Origin of the sequence: Psychrobacter sp. YGAH215, assembly GCF_007280595.1 — a bacterium.
In the GTDB taxonomy this organism is placed as follows: Bacteria; Pseudomonadota; Gammaproteobacteria; order Pseudomonadales; family Moraxellaceae; genus Psychrobacter; species Psychrobacter faecalis.
In genome coordinates, this window is sequence record NZ_VKLR01000012.1 from 1 (window position 1) to 17,720 (window position 17,720).

General features: G+C 41.5%; 18 protein-coding genes, 1 pseudogene and 1 other annotated feature. Of the genes and pseudogenes, 8 read left to right on the plus strand and 11 right to left on the minus strand.

Going from position 1 to position 17,720, the window contains the following annotated elements; all coding sequences use genetic code 11:
• The coding region (locus tag FOR85_RS06870) for an IS1 family transposase (protein ID WP_144297295.1) at nt 1-473 on the minus strand (473 nt) is incomplete at its 3' end.
• A 76-nt stretch (nt 474-549) separates the two neighbouring features.
• Between FOR85_RS06870 and FOR85_RS06875 the strand changes: the two genes are divergently transcribed.
• A complete protein-coding gene (locus tag FOR85_RS06875; protein ID WP_144297296.1) occupies nt 550-1,731 on the plus strand; it encodes a HAMP domain-containing sensor histidine kinase in 1,182 nt (393 codons plus the stop codon).
• Nucleotides 1,732-1,886: 155 nt separating this feature from the next.
• On the opposite strand, the gene FOR85_RS06880 is transcribed toward FOR85_RS06875, so the two are convergent.
• Complete coding sequence (locus tag FOR85_RS06880) at nt 1,887-3,053, minus strand: D-alanyl-D-alanine carboxypeptidase family protein (protein WP_144297297.1); 1,167 nt, start codon at nt 3,051-3,053, stop codon at nt 1,887-1,889.
• A 525-nt stretch (nt 3,054-3,578) separates the two neighbouring features.
• Entirely contained in the window at nt 3,579-4,016 is a 438-nt protein-coding gene (locus FOR85_RS06885) for an MCR_0457 family protein (RefSeq protein ID WP_068406636.1), read from the minus strand.
• A 476-nt stretch (nt 4,017-4,492) separates the two neighbouring features.
• Here FOR85_RS06885 and surE point away from each other — a divergent pair, with 476 nt between their 5' ends.
• The 3 genes from surE to FOR85_RS06900 all read left to right on the plus strand — a co-directional run bounded on the left by surE (nt 4,493) and on the right by FOR85_RS06900 (nt 7,802).
• Nucleotides 4,493-5,305: a 5'/3'-nucleotidase SurE gene (gene surE / locus FOR85_RS06890; protein ID WP_144297298.1), complete on the plus strand. Its 813-nt coding sequence runs from the start codon at nt 4,493-4,495 to the stop codon at nt 5,303-5,305.
• 273 nt (nt 5,306-5,578) lie between these two features.
• Nucleotides 5,579-6,382, plus strand: a complete 804-nt coding sequence (locus tag FOR85_RS06895) for a peptidoglycan DD-metalloendopeptidase family protein (protein ID WP_144297299.1) — start codon at nt 5,579-5,581, stop codon at nt 6,380-6,382.
• A 115-nt stretch (nt 6,383-6,497) separates the two neighbouring features.
• Nucleotides 6,498-7,802, plus strand: coding sequence for a lytic murein transglycosylase (locus FOR85_RS06900; protein WP_144297300.1), 1,305 nt, complete (start codon nt 6,498-6,500; stop codon nt 7,800-7,802).
• A gap of 238 nt (nt 7,803-8,040) precedes the next feature.
• Here the strand turns inward: FOR85_RS06900 and FOR85_RS06905 are convergent, their stop codons facing one another.
• Nucleotides 8,041-8,520 carry a hemerythrin domain-containing protein gene (locus FOR85_RS06905; RefSeq protein WP_144297301.1) on the minus strand — a complete coding sequence of 160 codons (480 nt, stop codon included), beginning with the start codon at nt 8,518-8,520 and terminating at the stop codon, nt 8,041-8,043.
• A 60-nt stretch (nt 8,521-8,580) separates the two neighbouring features.
• Between FOR85_RS06905 and FOR85_RS06910 the strand changes: the two genes are divergently transcribed.
• Complete coding sequence (locus FOR85_RS06910; protein WP_102077377.1) at nt 8,581-9,018, plus strand: CopD family protein; 438 nt, start codon at nt 8,581-8,583, stop codon at nt 9,016-9,018.
• A gap of 988 nt (nt 9,019-10,006) precedes the next feature.
• On the opposite strand, the gene FOR85_RS06915 is transcribed toward FOR85_RS06910, so the two are convergent.
• A protein-coding gene (locus FOR85_RS06915; RefSeq protein ID WP_144297302.1) for an IS3 family transposase occupies nt 10,007-11,562 on the minus strand; the annotation gives its coding sequence in 2 pieces (ribosomal slippage) (nt 10,007-11,097 and nt 11,097-11,562; 1,557 coding nt in all).
• A gap of 66 nt (nt 11,563-11,628) precedes the next feature.
• Between FOR85_RS06915 and FOR85_RS06920 the strand changes: the two are divergent.
• Nucleotides 11,629-11,829: pseudogene (locus FOR85_RS06920) on the plus strand (IS3 family transposase); the annotation flags it as partial.
• Here FOR85_RS06920 and FOR85_RS06925 read toward each other — a convergent pair.
• The 5 genes from FOR85_RS06925 to FOR85_RS06945 all read right to left on the minus strand — a co-directional run bounded on the left by FOR85_RS06925 (nt 11,817) and on the right by FOR85_RS06945 (nt 15,797).
• Nucleotides 11,817-12,218, minus strand: a complete 402-nt coding sequence (locus FOR85_RS06925) for an RHS repeat domain-containing protein (RefSeq protein ID WP_144297303.1) — start codon at nt 12,216-12,218, stop codon at nt 11,817-11,819. The pseudogene FOR85_RS06920 and the gene FOR85_RS06925 overlap by 13 nt on opposite strands.
• Nucleotides 12,176-13,249 carry a hypothetical protein gene (locus FOR85_RS06930; protein WP_144297304.1) on the minus strand — a complete coding sequence of 358 codons (1,074 nt, stop codon included), beginning with the start codon at nt 13,247-13,249 and terminating at the stop codon, nt 12,176-12,178. Before FOR85_RS06930 ends, FOR85_RS06925 begins: the two co-directional genes overlap by 43 nt.
• A gap of 66 nt (nt 13,250-13,315) precedes the next feature.
• Nucleotides 13,316-14,532, minus strand: a protein-coding gene (locus FOR85_RS06935) for an IS3 family transposase (RefSeq protein ID WP_373681946.1) whose coding sequence is annotated in 2 segments (ribosomal slippage) — nt 13,316-14,250 and nt 14,250-14,532 — 1,218 coding nt in all. Because the reading frame shifts where the segments join, the coding sequence is not laid out codon by codon here.
• Nucleotides 14,144-14,260: a sequence feature (AL1L pseudoknot), on the minus strand. Its footprint overlaps the gene before it by 117 nt.
• Before the next feature lie 9 nt (nt 14,533-14,541).
• Nucleotides 14,542-14,892, minus strand: a complete 351-nt coding sequence (locus FOR85_RS06940) for a hypothetical protein (protein ID WP_144297306.1) — start codon at nt 14,890-14,892, stop codon at nt 14,542-14,544.
• Nucleotides 14,893-14,918: 26 nt separating this feature from the next.
• Nucleotides 14,919-15,797, minus strand: coding sequence for a hypothetical protein (locus FOR85_RS06945; protein ID WP_144297307.1), 879 nt, complete (start codon nt 15,795-15,797; stop codon nt 14,919-14,921).
• A gap of 149 nt (nt 15,798-15,946) precedes the next feature.
• On the opposite strand from FOR85_RS06945, the gene FOR85_RS06950 reads away from it, so the two are divergent.
• Together FOR85_RS06950 and FOR85_RS06955 are read left to right on the plus strand one after the other, a co-directional pair.
• A complete protein-coding gene (locus tag FOR85_RS06950; RefSeq protein WP_223808557.1) occupies nt 15,947-16,369 on the plus strand; it encodes a transposase in 423 nt (140 codons plus the stop codon).
• A gap of 74 nt (nt 16,370-16,443) precedes the next feature.
• Nucleotides 16,444-16,668: a transposase gene (locus tag FOR85_RS06955; protein WP_144297308.1), complete on the plus strand. Its 225-nt coding sequence runs from the start codon at nt 16,444-16,446 to the stop codon at nt 16,666-16,668.
• Nucleotides 16,669-16,843: 175 nt separating this feature from the next.
• Here the strand turns inward: FOR85_RS06955 and FOR85_RS06960 are convergent, their stop codons facing one another.
• Nucleotides 16,844-17,500: a hypothetical protein gene (locus FOR85_RS06960; RefSeq protein ID WP_144297309.1), complete on the minus strand. Its 657-nt coding sequence runs from the start codon at nt 17,498-17,500 to the stop codon at nt 16,844-16,846.
• Nucleotides 17,501-17,720 lie beyond the last annotated feature (220 nt).

The window sequence follows — 17,720 nt, forward strand, 5'->3', positions numbered from 1 at the left end:
CTGACTTTGAGCTGCTTTAGACGCGCTCTTAGTTTCTGAGCCGTTTTTAAGTCGCGTTTGCCCCAAACATAAGCAACAATCTCATTGGTAGCGCGGTCATAAGCATAAATAAGCCAAACTTTACGCTTTTTGCGATACACGTAAGTCCAAAACTCATCAACCTCTAAGCGTTCATAATAGCGCTTTTTAGGTGTAATCTTATAGACCGATGAGCCTATGGTGCTAAGGACTTTACCAATACTAATAGAGGCTATAACGGCTATGTCTCTGACGCCGCAACCTCTAACCGTCATTAGCCGTATGATGTCTTCTATTTTAGAGTGACAGCCATGATAAGTTAAGGCATGGTCGCCAATGAACTGACGTTTGCAGTCCTTGCATTGGTAGTTCTGCTTACCATAGCTTTTTATGCCATTTTTCTTTAAACTGGGACTGTGACAGTCGGGGCAGCTGATATCTATTTGTGTCTTCATAACCTCAAATATATCATCTTGCTTCGGCTGTCACTCTCCTTTATTACCTCAGCATACTTTCTGATACACCACCACTTTGTTTAATCGCCTGCAAGCGTCGAAAAAAGACTATGCAGCGCTGGCGGTGTTTGAGCAGCAGTTACATCAAAAAGATTTATCGCTTGACGTGCAGCTGCATAATTTTCAAAGTATGATAACCCATGAGCTAAAAACTTCATTGAATGCCATCGTTGGCGGTTTACAGTTATTAGAAGGTGAACAGCTAAACGCTGAGCAAAAAGACGCAGTTGAGATTATTCACAATGGCAGTGATAAATTGGTATTGGCGCTCAATCAAATTATACAACTGAATCAAATCCAAAAAGGGCAAATCAGCCTACAAATCAGTGAGTTTAATCCGCTACAATTAATTTCAGACCTATTGTCCGAATATGAACCTATTGCCAAGCAGAAAGGTTTGGATTTGAGCAGTCATATTCATCATATTGATTATAGCCTCGAAGGCGACGCCGAAAAAATCCAGCAGATACTGTCGATCCTACTGAGTAACGCCATTAAGTTTACCCCAACAGGGCAAGTAAGCGTTACTTCGCAGCTGACCCATTTCGACCACAGCAACCGCTGGCAGATACGGATAAAAGATAGCGGTATCGGTATCGATAGCAGCTTTATAGAAGATATTTTCAATCCGTTCTTTCAAGTAGATTCATCGCAAACCCGTCAGTATGAAGGCACGGGTATTGGCTTGCCGGTCGTTAAGCAAATGGCGCAGCTGATGGGTGCTAGTGTCGAGGTAAATAGTACGCTAGGGGTAGGGACAGAGTTTATTGTTACTATGCAGCTGTCCAATCAGCGTCAATCGCGGCAGCAATACCTGCTGTCTGGACTCGACGTGATGTATTACTACTATCAAGATAGCAGCGCTTTGCTAGAGGAGTTACAGCGATTAGGGGCACGTGTCACCTGCTATCAACATGAACAGCTGGTTATTGATGAAATAGCTGATAAAAACTTCGATATGGTGATGTTTGCTGAAGACGTATTACCAAGTAGCGCTGAAGCCTTAGCAAGGCGTATTCGTGCTTCTGAGACCGATCATCGTGCTTTGTTGGTGTATTGGTATTCGCAGCAGCAGGCGCTACATTTGGATAGTTTTGAGCACGGATTAAAAGCTGCTGGGGTAGATTACTGTCAGGTAGCGAGCTATGAAGACAAAGCGCTGAGTAATTTGCTAAAAAGCTGGCTGGTTTGGTCTTAAATATGACGGTGTTCATGAGGCTAAAGATAAAAAAATACCGATAAAAAAGACGCCCATCAAATGCGTCTTTTTTATATTAAACTCGCTAATCACTGTTATCTAATATCAAATGGCTTTTAGAACGAATTGTTAAGCTAAAGATTTAAGACAAGTGCTTAAAACAAGTTTTGTGCCCAGCGCGTGAAACGTTGCCAAATACGGCTCATAAATCCTGATTGTTCGATATCGCTCGTAGCAACGACAGGAACTGAGGCAACTGCTTTACCATCAATTACCGCCATCATTTTGCCAATTTCTTGACCTTTTTTGATAGGAGCTTCTAAGCTTTCAGGAATATCGACCACGGTGGTGATTTTATTCTTTTGGGTTTTGCTGGTCAAAATCTGCAAACTGTCACCGGTTGTCAACTCCACTTCTTTTGCTTCGCCAAACCATACTGGTACTTTGCTGACAAACTGACCAGCGGGCGCTTTAGTGACGGTGGTAAAGTGGCCAAAGCCCCAGTTTAGCAACTCACGTGACTGATCGGCGCGCGCTTGCTGACTTTTTGTGCCCATAATGACAGAGATAAGGCGCATATCGTCACGCTTACTTGACGCTGCTAAGCAATAGCCTGCGGCGTCAGTATGACCTGTTTTTAGGCCATCAACCGTTGGGTCGGTCGCAAGTAGGGCGTTACGGTTACCCTGCGTGATACCGTTATAGGTAAACTCTTTTTCCGAATAAAGACCATAATAGTCGCCACTGTTTTTGATAATAGCACGCGAAAGTTTTGCTAGGTCTAAAGCTGATGCTTCATGACCTTCATCGGGCATACCTGTGGCATTGACAAAATGGGTATTCTTCATGCCGATTTTTTCGGCTTCTTCATTCATCAAAATCGCAAACGAAGCTTCGCTACCAGCGATGTGTTCGGCCATCGCTTTTGAAGCATCGTTACCTGATTGAATGATGATGCCGCGTAGCATATCAATCACGCTGGCAGATTTATTGACCGGTACATACATACACGACTCACTGCTACTACCGCGGCACCAAGCATTGGCGCTCATCAATACTTGCTCGTCTTCTTTAAGATCACCTGATGCTAAGCGCTGCTCAATCATGTAGCTGGTCATCATCTTTGTCAAAGACGCTGGTGGCAGTGGTTGATTGGCGTTTTTCTGCGCCAGTATCTCACCCGTGTTATAGTCCATTAATACATAGGCGGTATTGTCCATTTCAGGAGGCTGAATGGCTGCGCCCGCCATCATTGCACTCATAGAAACACTAACGCCCACTACCAGCTGTACCAGCTGTTTTTTCACATGCTTTACTGTCATAGATTGTTACACCGCATCATAAAACCAAATGTATCTATCGCTGCTATCACAGGCTAAATCTCAAGTTAATCTAACATAAGCGCTTTAAATTTAAGCGTCAGAACAGATTTTTGCTGAAAGCCTTGACGACTGAGCGATGGACATAAAATTAACGCCTTATCTTAGCAAAATGCCGCTCGATGGGGAAATGATAAATAAAATAAAATTACTCACGATTAGAAATTGGATTTATAGCGACTTTTTTAATATCCATAAAAAAACTTGCTGCAACGTCTGCTAGGAGCGGACGATACAGCAAGCTGATTTATCTATATAAATTCAATATTTAATAAATCCAGTATGAGCTTAATTTAAACGCTTATTTTAAATGTATAAGACCACTTGTTAAAAGCTAATTATCAAAGGTTTTTGCCTAGCATCTATCACGTCATAATAACCAGATTTTATTGTCGTTAATAGTAAAGGTGTTTATTTACGTTGACCAGATGCTAGGTTTTAGCGGATTTACTTTTCTATCGAAACGGATTAATGATATTCAGCATTGGCCAAATCTTCGCATAAGGCTTTGTTCTCTTGTTTTGAGAAGCCCATGGTCCAACTACGAATACCTTGCAGAATTTGACGATAATCTTGCTGCGTAGACAAGTATTGAATAGCCGCTTTTGGATCCTCTAACGATGGCATCAATTCATGCAGCTGCACGTTATAAGATTTATAAAAGCGCTGTTTTTGTTTGCCAGTTAACATCGGCGGGCAAATCTCTGATAACACATGCATCACCGCAATTTCATGCTTAGTGATATTAATGCCCGATAAATCTACTGGAATGGTAGTCGACGCATTGGACGCAGCTTGAGTCGCTTGAGACAGCATAGCAATAGACGTTATCAGTCCTGCAAGACCAACTTTTGAGGCGGTCTTTGCTATCACAGAAGCTATAGATAATATCGATTGATTTTTCATTCAGTATTACACTCGCTTATCTTTGTTTGATGGTGCTATGTTAATGGGTAAAAAAATAAAAGTCACATAAAATATTGATTTATGTGTAGATATATTGTGAGCTAAGCCGTCTTTACAGCAACATATCAGCATTATATCGCCCTAAGTTACCTCAACATAAAAGTATCAATTGATCGTGTTGTCACTTGTTGCCTACTGTAACCGCGACGTCTTACCTTTTGCAAAAGATGCTTACTGCTACTATTAAAATTATGAATAAAATCAAATAGTAATTTGAACTTGCTCAAAGTCTGGGTTCGCCTCGCGAGGCGAGTAGGGTATAATCGCTCAAAATCTAAAACGCGACAGCGCTATCTATAATGTCTGTCTTTATTTTGCTTAATTTTGGTAGGCATGATTATAGCGGTTTTAGGATAAAAAAGTAGAGGACCTGACAGACGGTCATTAATAACGATATTAAGCTGAATTGGGCAAAAATGAAGATTTTAATAAGTAATGATGATGGGGTGCATGCGCCAGGGCTATTGGCACTTTATCAGGCATTGTCGACCATCGCAGAAGTGGTGGTGGTTGCGCCAAGCAACGAGCAAAGTGGCTGCGCAAGCGCTTTGAGCATCTCAACGCCATTGTATACCCATAAGTTAGATTCGGGTTTTATAGCAGTCAATGGTTCACCCGCTGACTGCGTTTATTTGGCGTTACATGAACTCTATCGTCATAGCGATTTTGACTGGGTGATTACCGGCATCAATTCCGGTGCCAATCTCGGTCAGGACGTTTTATTTTCGGGTACCTTTGGCGCTGCATTGACCGCGCAGCTTTTTGGCATACCAGCTATCGCAACCTCTTTGGTAGGTGGCGGCACAAAAAATGACGAAGCGCAGCAGGCCAGTCATTATCAAATGGCGGCCAACGAGATTATCAAACTCATGACCGATACACCGATATTGGAGGCTTGCAAAAATTTGCCCTATCATGTATTAAACGTTAATATTCCTGATGTTGATAGTGCCGATGCGATTAAAGGTCGAAAAATAACAGCGCTGAGTCACAGTCAGATTGCACGTCCCGTCCATCACGTGGTCGATCCACGCGGACGCGATGCTTACTGGTTATCGTTACGTAAACGCCAACGGGAATTGTTAACAGACGACGCAAGTATTGAATCAGCAGAAATACAGATGATGGATGATCAAGCGGTGGCAGCAGGGTATATTAGTGTATCGCCTGTGCGCCTGCATCATACGCCGACCGAAACCCTTGCGTCACTCTCAGCCTTAGTACTGTAATTAGCCCTCTAATTAGTGCTGTAAATTGACTGATTTATCTAAGTTTATGATGATATTTGCCCGTGCTTAAATTGGCCAATGCTTAAGTTTATTAGTACTAAATTTATTAGAGCTTAAAATCGCTAAAAACCATTTATTATTGAATGAGCTAAAAACCATTGGTTATTAAATGAATATTATGGTGTTTAGGACATTAAACGTTACAACCGTTAGCAAAATGCTTGTGAGTAACACAAGGAGTTTGTGAGTAACATAAAGAATAGGAAATCTTGTATGAAGAAGCTTATTGCTGGATCGCGCTTAGCAACCCTAGCCTTGATGGGAACATTGACGGCAGCGACCGTGACGATGGTCGGCTGTGCCACCAAACCCACCTATCAAGGGGCTAATCAGGGACCGAAGATTATCACCAACGGACAAGGCGTGCCCAATTATTATCGTGTGCAGCGTGGCGACACTGTCAGTCAAATCGCCGCGCGCTATCGTCTCAATTATCGCCAAATCGGCGCGATTAATGGCTTAGATAGCAAATATACGATTTATAGTGGTCAATGGCTAAAATTATGGCAAGGCGAGCCAGTAAACGCCAATAATAACAATCGCTATAACGCCCCTGCTCAAACACGGCCACAGCCGAGCTATACACCGCCTGTGAATAATACTCCGAACTATTCGCAAACGCCTGTTTATGAAGTGACCGCCAACGCAACGTCTGGTTATGAGTATCCAAGTCGCAACCAAGTGATTCGTAACTTTGATGCTGCTGCCGGTAATATGGGTATGTGGTTTGCCGGTAATGTCGGCGATCCAGTGCTTGCCAGCCAATCAGGTACGGTGCTGTATTCAGGTAACGGCCTGTCAGAGTATGGCAACCTGATTATGATTCGTCATAGCGATAACTACATTACTGCTTATGCGCATAACAGTGCCTTGCTGGTAAAAGAAGGTGAAGCAGTACAGCGCGGACAGCGTATTGCAAATATGGGTAGCAGCGGTGAGAGCAATCAAGTCGGCTTAGAGTTCCAAGTACGCCTAAATGGTAACCCTATTGACCCACGTGCGGTGCTTGGACGTTAGATTTTAAAACGTTAAATTTGCTGCAATTTTTTAGTGGCTGTTGTTAATTGTTATTGCTTGCTCGCTATTAATTATTAGCTATCAGTTGCTTTACTTATTCATATTTGAGAAATTTATGTTATTAAACAAACAATACCTTGCCTTGTTTCCCGCGTTAGTCATGGTCGGCTGTACCAGCCAGCAGGCAATGCAAAAGCCGAGTACCCCTGTACGTCAAGGTAATGTGCAAATTACCCAGACTCAAACCATTCAGGTTAAGCCAACGCCTGTACCAGTCGTCAAGCCGCAGCCAGTTGCTAAACCAAGCTATCACAGTTTTTCTGATTGGAAATCTGACTTTTCGATGCGCGCCATTGCAGCGGGTCATGATGCTTCAACCGTGCGTCGTTTGATGGACATGGCTTATTTAAATCAGCAAGTTATCTCGCTGGATTCAGGGCAGCCAGAGTTTTCTAAAATGCCTTGGGAATATGTCGATTCTGCCGTATCAGATGGCCGTGTCAGCACAGGTAAGCGTAAGTTTGCCGAGCAACGCGCCTTTTTATCACAGTTAGAGTCGCAGTACGGCGTCAATGCAGAAATCATCGCCGCGATTTGGGGTATGGAGTCGTCATACGGCGTGGTAACGGGCAATAGCAGTATTCCAAGCTCGCTTGCTAGCCTTGCTTATGATGGGCGCCGCCAAGAGTTCGCTGAAACTCAGTTATTGTCTCTAGCGACACTATTACAGCGCGGCGATGTCTCTTGGTCACAGCTCGATGGTTCTTGGGCAGGTGGCATGGGACAGACGCAGTTTATCCCTGATACTTGGCTGAAACACGGCGTTGATGGTGACGGCAATGGTCATCGTAACCCATGGTCAACGAGCGATGCTTTGGCCTCTACTGCCAACTATCTGAGTAACTCAGGTTGGGTGCGAGGCCTTGCGCCATTTTATGAAGCGACTGTACCTGCGTCGTTTGATTACTCAACGGTTGGTACCAAGCAACCTGCGGCTAGATGGGCAGCGATGGGCGTGGATACTATCGCTGATGTTTACTTAGATGCCAATACGCAAATGGAGCTATGGCTACCTGCTGGTAAAGATGGTCCCGTCCTATTACTTAGCCCAAACTTTGATGTCATCAAGGTTTACAACAACTCATCAAACTATGCGCTTGGTGTGAGCTTACTTGGTAAAGCGCTGGCAGGTCAGAGCGGCTTACAAAAATCATGGCCGCGCTATGAGCGTCCATTATCGACCGCGCAAGTGCGTAATTTGCAGCAGCGTTTAACCAGCATGGGTTATGATACCAAAGGCGCTGATGGCATCGTTGGTACCAATACGCGTAAGGCGTTCCAGCGCTGGCAAGCAGATAATGGTCAAACGCCAGACGGCTTTATCACTCAACGCACAGCATCTTCATTGGCAGGATGGTGAGACAGAGTAAAGTCGCTGTTTTTGGATAATCGTTATTTACAACGATGGTTTAAAAATAATTATTTGAAATGGAACAAATAGTTTTATTTTACCTCATAAGTTAATATAGCTTATGGGGTAATTTTATGCGTAATAACATACAAAGATAGAATCCACGACTAAAAAACTATGATATAAGTTTACCTATCCTAAACAGCTTATATAAAGTCAACTTTAAATAAAGTACTTAGATAATATTCTATCGACTCTCATCAGGGCGCTTAATGCTATCAGGGCTGGCTTCATAAACCGCATCTAATTCTGCTTCCGTTAAATATTTTTCTACCGTCGGGTATAACTCGCGCTCTTCAAAGCGAATATGGTCGTATAATAGGGTGCCAAGCTCATGAACTTGTGCCACGCTGACCTCTTTATTGCCAGATTTTTGTGATTGTTCGACCGTATTTATCAGTTGATGTAATTGCTTATGCTGTCCATCAAGGGTATCGAGTACTGACGCCACATCGGATTCAGTAGCGCGATACGGCTCTAAAGCATTAGCGATTAAGTTGTCTTCAATTTGGAAGTGGTAAGCCATATCATTAATATAAGAGGTAAGATTGTCCCAATGTTTGGCAATCTCTTCGGGTTCATCCAAGCTTTCTTTGGCATGGCGAGACAGATTAAGCCCAAGATGGTGCTGGCGTGACAGCGGCTGCAATTGATTGGCGCGTTTCATAATTAAATACCTTAATGCTTCGAGAAGTCATGATTGATTCATTATTTGGAGTCATATTTTATGTTTAACTATCTTTTAATTTTGCATTTACTGGGGGCGGCAATTTGGACAGGTGGTCATTTAATACTAGCATTAGTGGTGTTGCCAAAAGTGCTATCTTCACGTAATTTAGACGCATTGTTACAATTTGAAGGTCAGTTTGAAAAAATTGGTATGCCGGCATTAGCCATTCAAATCATCACTGGATTATGGATGGCATATAAGATATTACCTAACATAGAGATGTGGTTTGCCTTTGATAATGACATCAGTGTCTTGATTGGTATAAAGCTGAGTTTGTTATTACTGACGGCACTAGTCGCGATGCATGCGCGCTTTTGGGTCATACCACGCTTATCCGCTAATAATTTGAATGGGTTTGCCATCAATATTATTCTGGTGACGTTATTTTCAGTGGCGTTCGTCGTGGTTGGTACGCTGTTCCGTACGGGATTTTAAAGAGAAGTTTTTAGATAAAATGATATAGGCTAAGTAGCAATTAATAGCTAATACAAATCAACAAGCACAAAAAAACCTCAAGTAAATGAATACTTGAGGCTGAAACTTTGTACTTAATAATTTTATTAAAAACCAAGTTTTAAATATGGCGCAGCGGACGGGACTCGAACCCGCGACCCCCGGCGTGACAGGCTAGAACCACTAAACTATTTAAAAGAATCTTAAAGTATATTAACCTGTAGTACTATATATATCAAGGAATATAATCAATAGATAGCTATGACGTTTAGCACAATTTAAGATATTTTATATGAGTCACATACCTTATTTTGGTCACTAAAAATGTGTAATTATTCAATATTTATATTCGTTAAATGTTGAATAATTATACTTACGTTTTTACGTGTATTATTTATATTACCGTTTTTAAATTATTTATTTATTAAAGCTATCTGGAAAATCAGCTTTTAAAGTTTAAGTAATGGTCTATCCAGTTCAGCTACCAAGCCACCTTTTATCTAATTATCTGATCGGTAATATTCGCGTTAGGATAAAAAAATACAGTATTGCCAAGATAAAGCTCATTTCCAATTTATAAGATTTTTCTTCAAAGGTAAGAGTATCAGTATCCGCATCCTAAGAAAAAGAAGTGACCGCTAGCACCAGTAAACAAGTATTATTTTTGGTCGTCACCTCATTATCTCTAGATATAGCAAGAGAGTTATTAATAACTGCCAAATATCTAGAACCCATAGCCGTGAATCGGCCATCATATTTTGTGGGAAACTAAGTGGCAATTTGCAACGGCTGCTTAACTTCTATAACGACTGGTATTTGTATGAACAACTTGAAGATTCTCTAAGCTCTGAGTAGCGCGCCCTGAAAGTAATAGGAGGGCTAAGAGTGCGGTGAGTAAAAGGGGATGATCTGGAAATGGTACTCCTAAACTCTCGGAGTTTTTCAAGGTAGTTGTCACCATCAAGCTAAATTAAGCGGCTTGTAATCTTTGCTGTTGTTGCTCTTTTACAGGATTTAGCGTTGTTGGCCCTACAGGCTCGCAGTTCCTCACCTCCTGAGTTCCCCAGCGTATCGGGTTTTCATCTTTAGCGCGCTGCATCGTGAGCAGACGCTTCGCCAGTACTTCCTTATCCTCACCCGTATGGCGCTGATTGGGCGTCACAAAGTTCAGCTGACTGTGCTTATGCTCATTGTTGTACCAGCGCGTGAAGCTCAGCATCCATCGTCTTGCCGCATCTAAGCTCTTAAAGCCATCGATAGGCCAATTAGGGCGATACTTGCAGGTTTTAAATAAAGACTCTGCAAACGGGTTGTCATTACTGACACGCGGTCTGCTGTAAGAGGTGAGTACCCCAAGCTCATACGCTTTCATGCGCATGGTTTGAGCTTTCATCGGTGCCCCATTGTCTGAGTGTAGCACCACCCCAGTGTGCAATGCATTCTCACTGATTAAAGTACGCTCAAGCAGCTGAGCTGCCAGTACACCTGACTCGTGGTCATAAACCTCCCAGCCAACAATTTTACGGCTATAGACATCCTCTATCATGTACAAATAATAGAACTGACCCCGTACCGGACTTGGCAGATAGGTGATATCCCAGCAGAACACTTGGCAAGGGCCAGTGGCAGTAAAGGTCTTTGGGGCGCTTGAGGCTTTAGGGGCAAGTGCACGACCGCGGTGAGCCAATTGCTCATGCTGCCTCAGCACCCGATAAAAGGTAGACTCTGAGCCATGATATATCCCCTCATCAAGCAGGGTCGGTACAATTTGGGTGGGCGGCAGACTGGCAAAGCGGGGCTGATTGCACACGGCAATAATGGCGGCTTGTTCAGAGGCGCTCAGTTTATTCTTAGGAGCTTGGCGCACGACGTCACACCGTTTATCACCATTCACGTGACCTGCGCGGTACCAGCGCCGATAGGTGCGGATGCTAATGCCAACTTCAATACAGGCAAGGTTAAGTCTGGCTCCTGAGTGATTTGCCTCTTGTATCCATGCGATGTATTGTTTGCGCTCTGGAAGCGAGGTCAGTCGTCCTCGCGCTCCTCCCAAAACGCATCCAGCTTTTTTCGCAGTACCAGTAAGGCGGCAGTTTCAGCTAAAGCCTTTTCTTTTCGAGCAAGCTCTCGGGTGAGTTGTTTGATCTGTTTGCGATCGCTCTGCTGCTGACGCTTGTCTTTCAGGCTTTGTTGTTTGCTGCTGCTAAAGCCTTGTAAGGCGTCAGTACGCCACGCTTTGATTTGCTCAACATATAGGCCTTTGCTGCGGCAGTATTCACTAAGTTCACTCTCGCTTAGGGTGGCCGTCTCTATAATGGTGGCAAGCTTGGTTTCGCTTGACCAGTCATCAGGGGTTTTATGGTTCGATGGCATGGGGTGACCTTGTTCTCTAGCTTGGGCACGCCAATTATACAGGGTCTGTAATCCGATGCCTTCACTTCTTGAAACCTCGGCAACACTTAGGCTCAGCGGGGGTAGCAGTTTGCTGAGTATAGCCTGTTTACGTTCTTCGCTATATCGTGGCATGATGTGTCCTTGTTGCCCCCATTTGGATTATTCTTTAGGGGTGACAACTATCCTGCCATAGGGGGTGACAATGCGCCCATAGAGAGCTTCTGGGGCACACTAAAGAATGAATTAGTGTATCACCAAGACTATAAAACAAGGTTTGCAGCCATCAGCGATATCATTGGCTATATTGAGCTGTACTACAACCAAACAAGAATTCAAAAGGGCTTGGGCTATAAATCGCCAAGACAGGTGTGGTTTGATTATTATCGTCAGGCTGCGTAATTAAAATCTCCCAAGTTTGACTGTACGGATTTGACGGCAGGGGTCATGGTCTGCCCAACTTTTGGGTTCCCTGCTAAGACGATGCGACCATTTTTGTCTTTTTGAAGGGTGTTGGCAATACCATTACCAAAATTAAACTGCTGCACTAGGCTGGTATCTTGGTCTTGGTTCATACCTGTGACAATTGGTTTGTCCCAGAGTCCTTTTAGATAGATGCCACTGAGTATGCCAACTTTCTTCTTATCTTCACCATTATAGGCGTATTCGATGACGTCACCACTGGGCAGGGTGCGTGTCTTAACCCGACCGTTGTCATCGTAGCTATATGTGAGGGTGAAGCTTTGCGCTACTCGCTCTCTATTACCGCCATTACCTTGTCTTGTATCCAATCAATATAACGGTTGACATAGCGATTGATATAATTAAACTTCTTTAGTTGTAAAGCACGTCCTTCTGTATTACCACCGATAGATAAGGATAGACATAATTCTTGGTAAACAACATTCTTAGGTTTAATTGGTCGATTCTGATTGGTAGAGATAATCATTAATAAAGGTACAAAACTATGCCAAATCATACCGCCAGAGGCGAATAAGCTAAGTGCCCATTGATAATCATTATTAATTGGTTTAGTAAAGACTTTAAAAGCTTTATCACTTAATTGTTCTTGATATTCAAAGCCTTCGAAATATATCTGCCCTAGTTTGATATATGGCTCAGGAGAATAGAGTAAAAAATTAACGTCCGGAACGGATTCATAATCAAGGACTGTTCTACCGTAGTCCTCATAGCTTGAAGGTGGCAGATGATGCGGCGCTGGCTCAAATCCTGCAAGATCAATCTCTATACCTCGCCACTGCTTTTCTTCGAGTTGTTCAAGCTCAAGCTCGAATGCTTTTGTTACCTCCCAAAAAATCATGAACTTTTCATCAGGATCATCTGCTTCGGCGGTTAGCTCTTTATAGAGAGCATCTACTCTCATGTCATAATAATAAAGATCAAGTTCTTTTATTATTTCTTCATTCGAATTATTGATAGGGGCATAGATATTTTGATATTGATCTCTAGGAATGATTAACTTATTCTCTATACCCTCAATAACTGAAGTTGAAGCTTTATCAAAGTTTACTAAAGAATCGTTTGAATAATACTTGAGACAAATTTCATTAATCCATGGCTGCTCTATATGCTGCTGTAAAAAAACGAAATGCGCATAATAACTGGCAAAGCCATCTTCAATGTCCTGACTCATCCATTCAAGCTTCTGTCTTGCAAACTCATTATCAATTTTCTCAATCCATTTATGAAACTTACTATGGTACTTCCACAGCTTACCATTATGACGATAATCGACATTCATACGCTTTACACGCTCTTTTTCACTCACATCATCTTCAAAACTTTTTGAATATAAAAACATTATTTAAACCATCCTTTTACCCAGTCATGAACCGCCCCGACTATATCGGAGACTTGATTGCTTGAGTCAGGCAGCTTTGTCTGACTCAATAAAACTATCATAGTATCGTCTCTCAAACTCAAAAGGCGACACATAACTAATCGTACTATGAATGCGAGTTTTGTTAAACCAATCGACCCATTCTAGGGTTGCTAATTCAACATCACACGCATCCCGCCACTGCTGTTTTAAATAATCAATCACCTCCGTTTTATAAAGCCCGTTAACCGTTTCAGCCAACGCATTATCGTATGAATTACCGGTTGTACCAACAGATGCAATGACGCCAGAATCAGCCATCTTCTCAGTATAGCGAATGGATAAGTACTGAACACCTCTATCACTATGATGAATCACATCTTTAGGATGGTTTCTGTCTGCAATGGCTTGGTTTAGTGCTGCCATCACCATATCAGTGTTCATACGATCTGATACTTTCCAGCCAACGATAGCGCGAGCAAATACATCAATAATAAAAGCGGTATATACCCAGCCGCTAGTTGTTTTTATATAGGTGAAGTCAGCTACCCATAGCTGATTAGGTTGACGTGCATTAAAGTTACGATTGACTAGGTCATAGGCGCGTTTTTGGTCGTCACGGCTGTTGGTGGTAATCTTACCCTTACCGCGCCAAACGCCTTGTAGGCCATGCTCTCTCATCAATCGCTCTACGGTGCAACGAGCCACAGATATCCCATCCGCCTTCATCTGCTGCCAGACTTTACGAACACCGTAACGGCATTTGCTGTCCTGCCAAATACGTTTGATTTCACTGATATAATAGTCGTCATGTTGCTGACGAAACGAGCGTTTTTCAGGGTAACTCTCCAAGTCTTTAGTACGGTAGTAGGTTGATGGGGCAATCGGTAGGACTCTACAGATTGGCTCGATCCCGTATTTCTGCTTGTGATCATCGATAAATGTGACCATTATTTCGGTGGACGGTCGAGCTCCGCCTGGGCGAAAAAAGCGGCGGCCTTTCTGATGATTTCATTAACTTGCTTGAGCTCTTTATTCTCGCGTTCAAGCGCTTTAATACGTTGCTCTTGGCTTTGGGCTTGTACTGAGGCAGGAATGGTTTGGTCTATGTGCTTTTTATGCCAGGATCGCAGGGTCTCAGGTGTGCAGCCAATCTTAGGGGCGATGGCTTGAATCGCTGACCAGGTAGAGGGGTAGTCGCCTGCCGCTTCAAGGGTTTGGGCTATAAAACGCCAAGACAGGTGTGGTTTGACTTTTATCGTCAGGCTGCGTAACTAAAATCTCCCAAGTTTAAGTCTACGGGATTGACGGCAGAGGTCAAGAGGTCTAATGTTCTCTTTATTGGGTAAGTAAATATTATGATAGTTATACTCATTGAATGGGTAACTTGGACCGCTGTTGCCTAAAAAAAATGCCTCCCAGAACATCCTAAGCGTCCCCGATATATAAGTAAAATTCTCATCTATAACAAGTTTATCTTGTAAAGATTTCGGCAACGACTCTTTGTCAATTTGACTGGCACGGATATTAAACCCTCGATCAATAAAGTATTCAATAAATGGGGCTAAGCTGTATTCTTTATCATCATCAAGCTTAGCAACTATTTTAATTGGATCATCGCTCATTTTAATCTCAAAAAAATCATAATGTATTATCTCGAAACTTGCGCCAAAACCTCATTCCAATGCCCTTTTAATGGCTGTTTTTCAACGTATAACCATCTAATAATCGCCAGTTGCAAGCGTACATAATTTGGATTCATCGTTATAGGAAATCTATTTTCTTCTTTTTGGCGATCAGTTTTCCAATATGGAGAGCGAATAATATCGAATACCTCGTCAAACATTGCATCAAGCTCAGCACCTACCTCTGCGCCAGACTGCTGCTCAATCAATAGTTTATTAAGCTGCTTTGTCCAATTATATAAGTTTTCAGTATATCGAAATGACTTTCTAATGCTAAGGTGCGCTTTTGCTTCTTGTAACTGCCCTGCTATCATAAGATGCCAGACGCTAGATAAATACTGACTTTGAGTCACATCTTCCCAGAGGCTACCTTTATATACTTTTAAATGGTTTAGTAATGAATCGCTGACACAGGCTAACTCAGTCATATCTATATTTTCATCAGCTAATAAAGCCTCAATGAATAATTTATCAATTAATATACTCGGTCTATCTTCTTTTATGTATAGATCCTCACCATTCCAGCGTTCAGTCTCACTTTGGGGTAAAGCCAATATAGCATTGGCAATGTCTAAAGAAACTTGCAGATAAGCAGTGGATACTTGTTCATCAAATTTAGTAAATATTAAGTATATAGCTTCTTCAAGATAATGCCTGACAGAGAAGCTTGGCATAGTCGTTAATGATGTCTCCTCAACTACAAATGTTTTACTAAAATCTTTACTCTTTTTATAGTAAAAATTAGATTCAGGAATTATTCTAGTTCTTAACTCTTTTTCCCATTCGTTAAATCTATTATCATGAGATGATTTCTTCACCCCGACTTTCTTTAAAAAACTAAACATACTTTTTCCTTTTTAATCATATCTTCAAATTTAAAGCAAAATCTCTGGTAGCTCTATAATTCGCTTAATTGACATACCCATTGTGTTATAGTCTAATCCAAATAAAACCGATACAATCTTATTAACAATCACATTTAATGAAATAAACGATGACTTATTCAGTAGACTATCGCAAACAGGTGCTTTCTAGCATCGCTGATGGCATGACTGTCCGAGAAGCTGCTCTATTTTATGGACTTAGTACCAGCACCATTCACAGCTGGCAGCAGAATTTATTCCCTAAAATATCTGATGACGCCTTAATTGAAGACGTAAAAAGATATCCCGATGATTATAACTATGAAAGAGCCCGCCGCTTGAGCTGTAGCAAGACAGGGATTTTTAATGCTCTAAAGCGCCTTGGCATCAGTCAAAAAAAAAGACCTTGGAACACCCAAAAGCCTGTCCGATTAAAAGAGCGAAGTACCAGAGTAAGCTTAATAGTTTTATGCAGCAAGGCTATCCCATTGTTTATATGGATGAGAGCGGCTTTGAGGCTGAAACTATCAGACCTTACGGCTATGCACCTATAGGAAAATCCTGTATCGATAGCTACAACTAGCAAGCAAAAAAGCGTACTAATATCATCAGTGCTCTCTATGGAAAAATGCTGTTTGCGCTTGATTACTTTGAGACAAACATCAACAGCATCGTCTTCTATCACTGGTGCAAACACAAACTAATCCCAAGTCTTAAAACCAAATGCGTGATTGTGATGGATAACGCCAGATTTCATAAGAGTAAGCGTATTCAAAAGCTACTGAATAGACATGGTCATCGTATTCTTTGGTTGCCGCAGTACAGCCCTGATCTGAATCCTGAGCGAGGATAAAGCAAAGCATTGCTTTGCCCGAGCGCAAGACGAGAGCTGTGCTCGAGTGGGAGAAAAAATGGGCTCAGGTGAAGTTTTTACGCCAAGGCTGGATGGAAAATGACTTATCTAAATTGTTTTATGATGTTTGTCCTAACCATAACACTTTTATTTTGAACTAACTATGTTAAAAAGGCTAACTTACAACTTGCAATTGATTTCCATGAACTGATGGCTCTGTAGATTGATTGTAGTTATTTAAAATCTGATGAATTTGCTCATTAGTAAAATTTAATCTTATAGGATTTTCTGAAATCAAAATTGGTCGGCTAATACTCATAAATGGTGATCTGATTAAAACAACATCTAGATATTTTTTGGTTTTAAGTTGATTAATAATCTCTTTTTGCTCCTTAAAGTATTTATCATCAGAATCATCCTGTATTTGTAATGAAAATTTAAAACTATATATATAAGGATATTCTTTTCCTATACCACACTGCTTTTCGTATAGAGGATAATCCGAAAAAAATTTTTTATCAAAAATATTTATTTGACTATTAGGATCGTATAAAATTATACCGCCTACAATATTTTCATAATAACTGAGCTTTGATTTTTTGTAGTCTTTTAAAATAGCGATTCGAATAGGTGGGGATGACTCATCTTCATATAGTCCAAAAAAGGCATCATCCGCGCAAAATATACCATTGAACGATTTATTAAACTCATAGGCATTCACATTCATATAGTGCATATTCAAGTCTTCAGTCGGTTTTATTGGATTAAAAGCACATCCGAACAATAGACTAAATTGCAAACATAAAAATATTTTAGCTAGTTTAATTAACATAGCGTTTTCCTACTGAAAAGTATTGATTAAATTCAAATTCGACTGATTATTATAGTATTGCATAAGCAAATCATAGGGTGAGTTATTTTGTTCTTTACCATTAAGTATTATCTTATGATTCATCATTTTACGTATAGCAATGTCCCCCTATGGCAGGATAGTTGTCACCCCTAAAGAATAATCCAAATGGGGGCAACAAGGACACATCATGCCACGATAT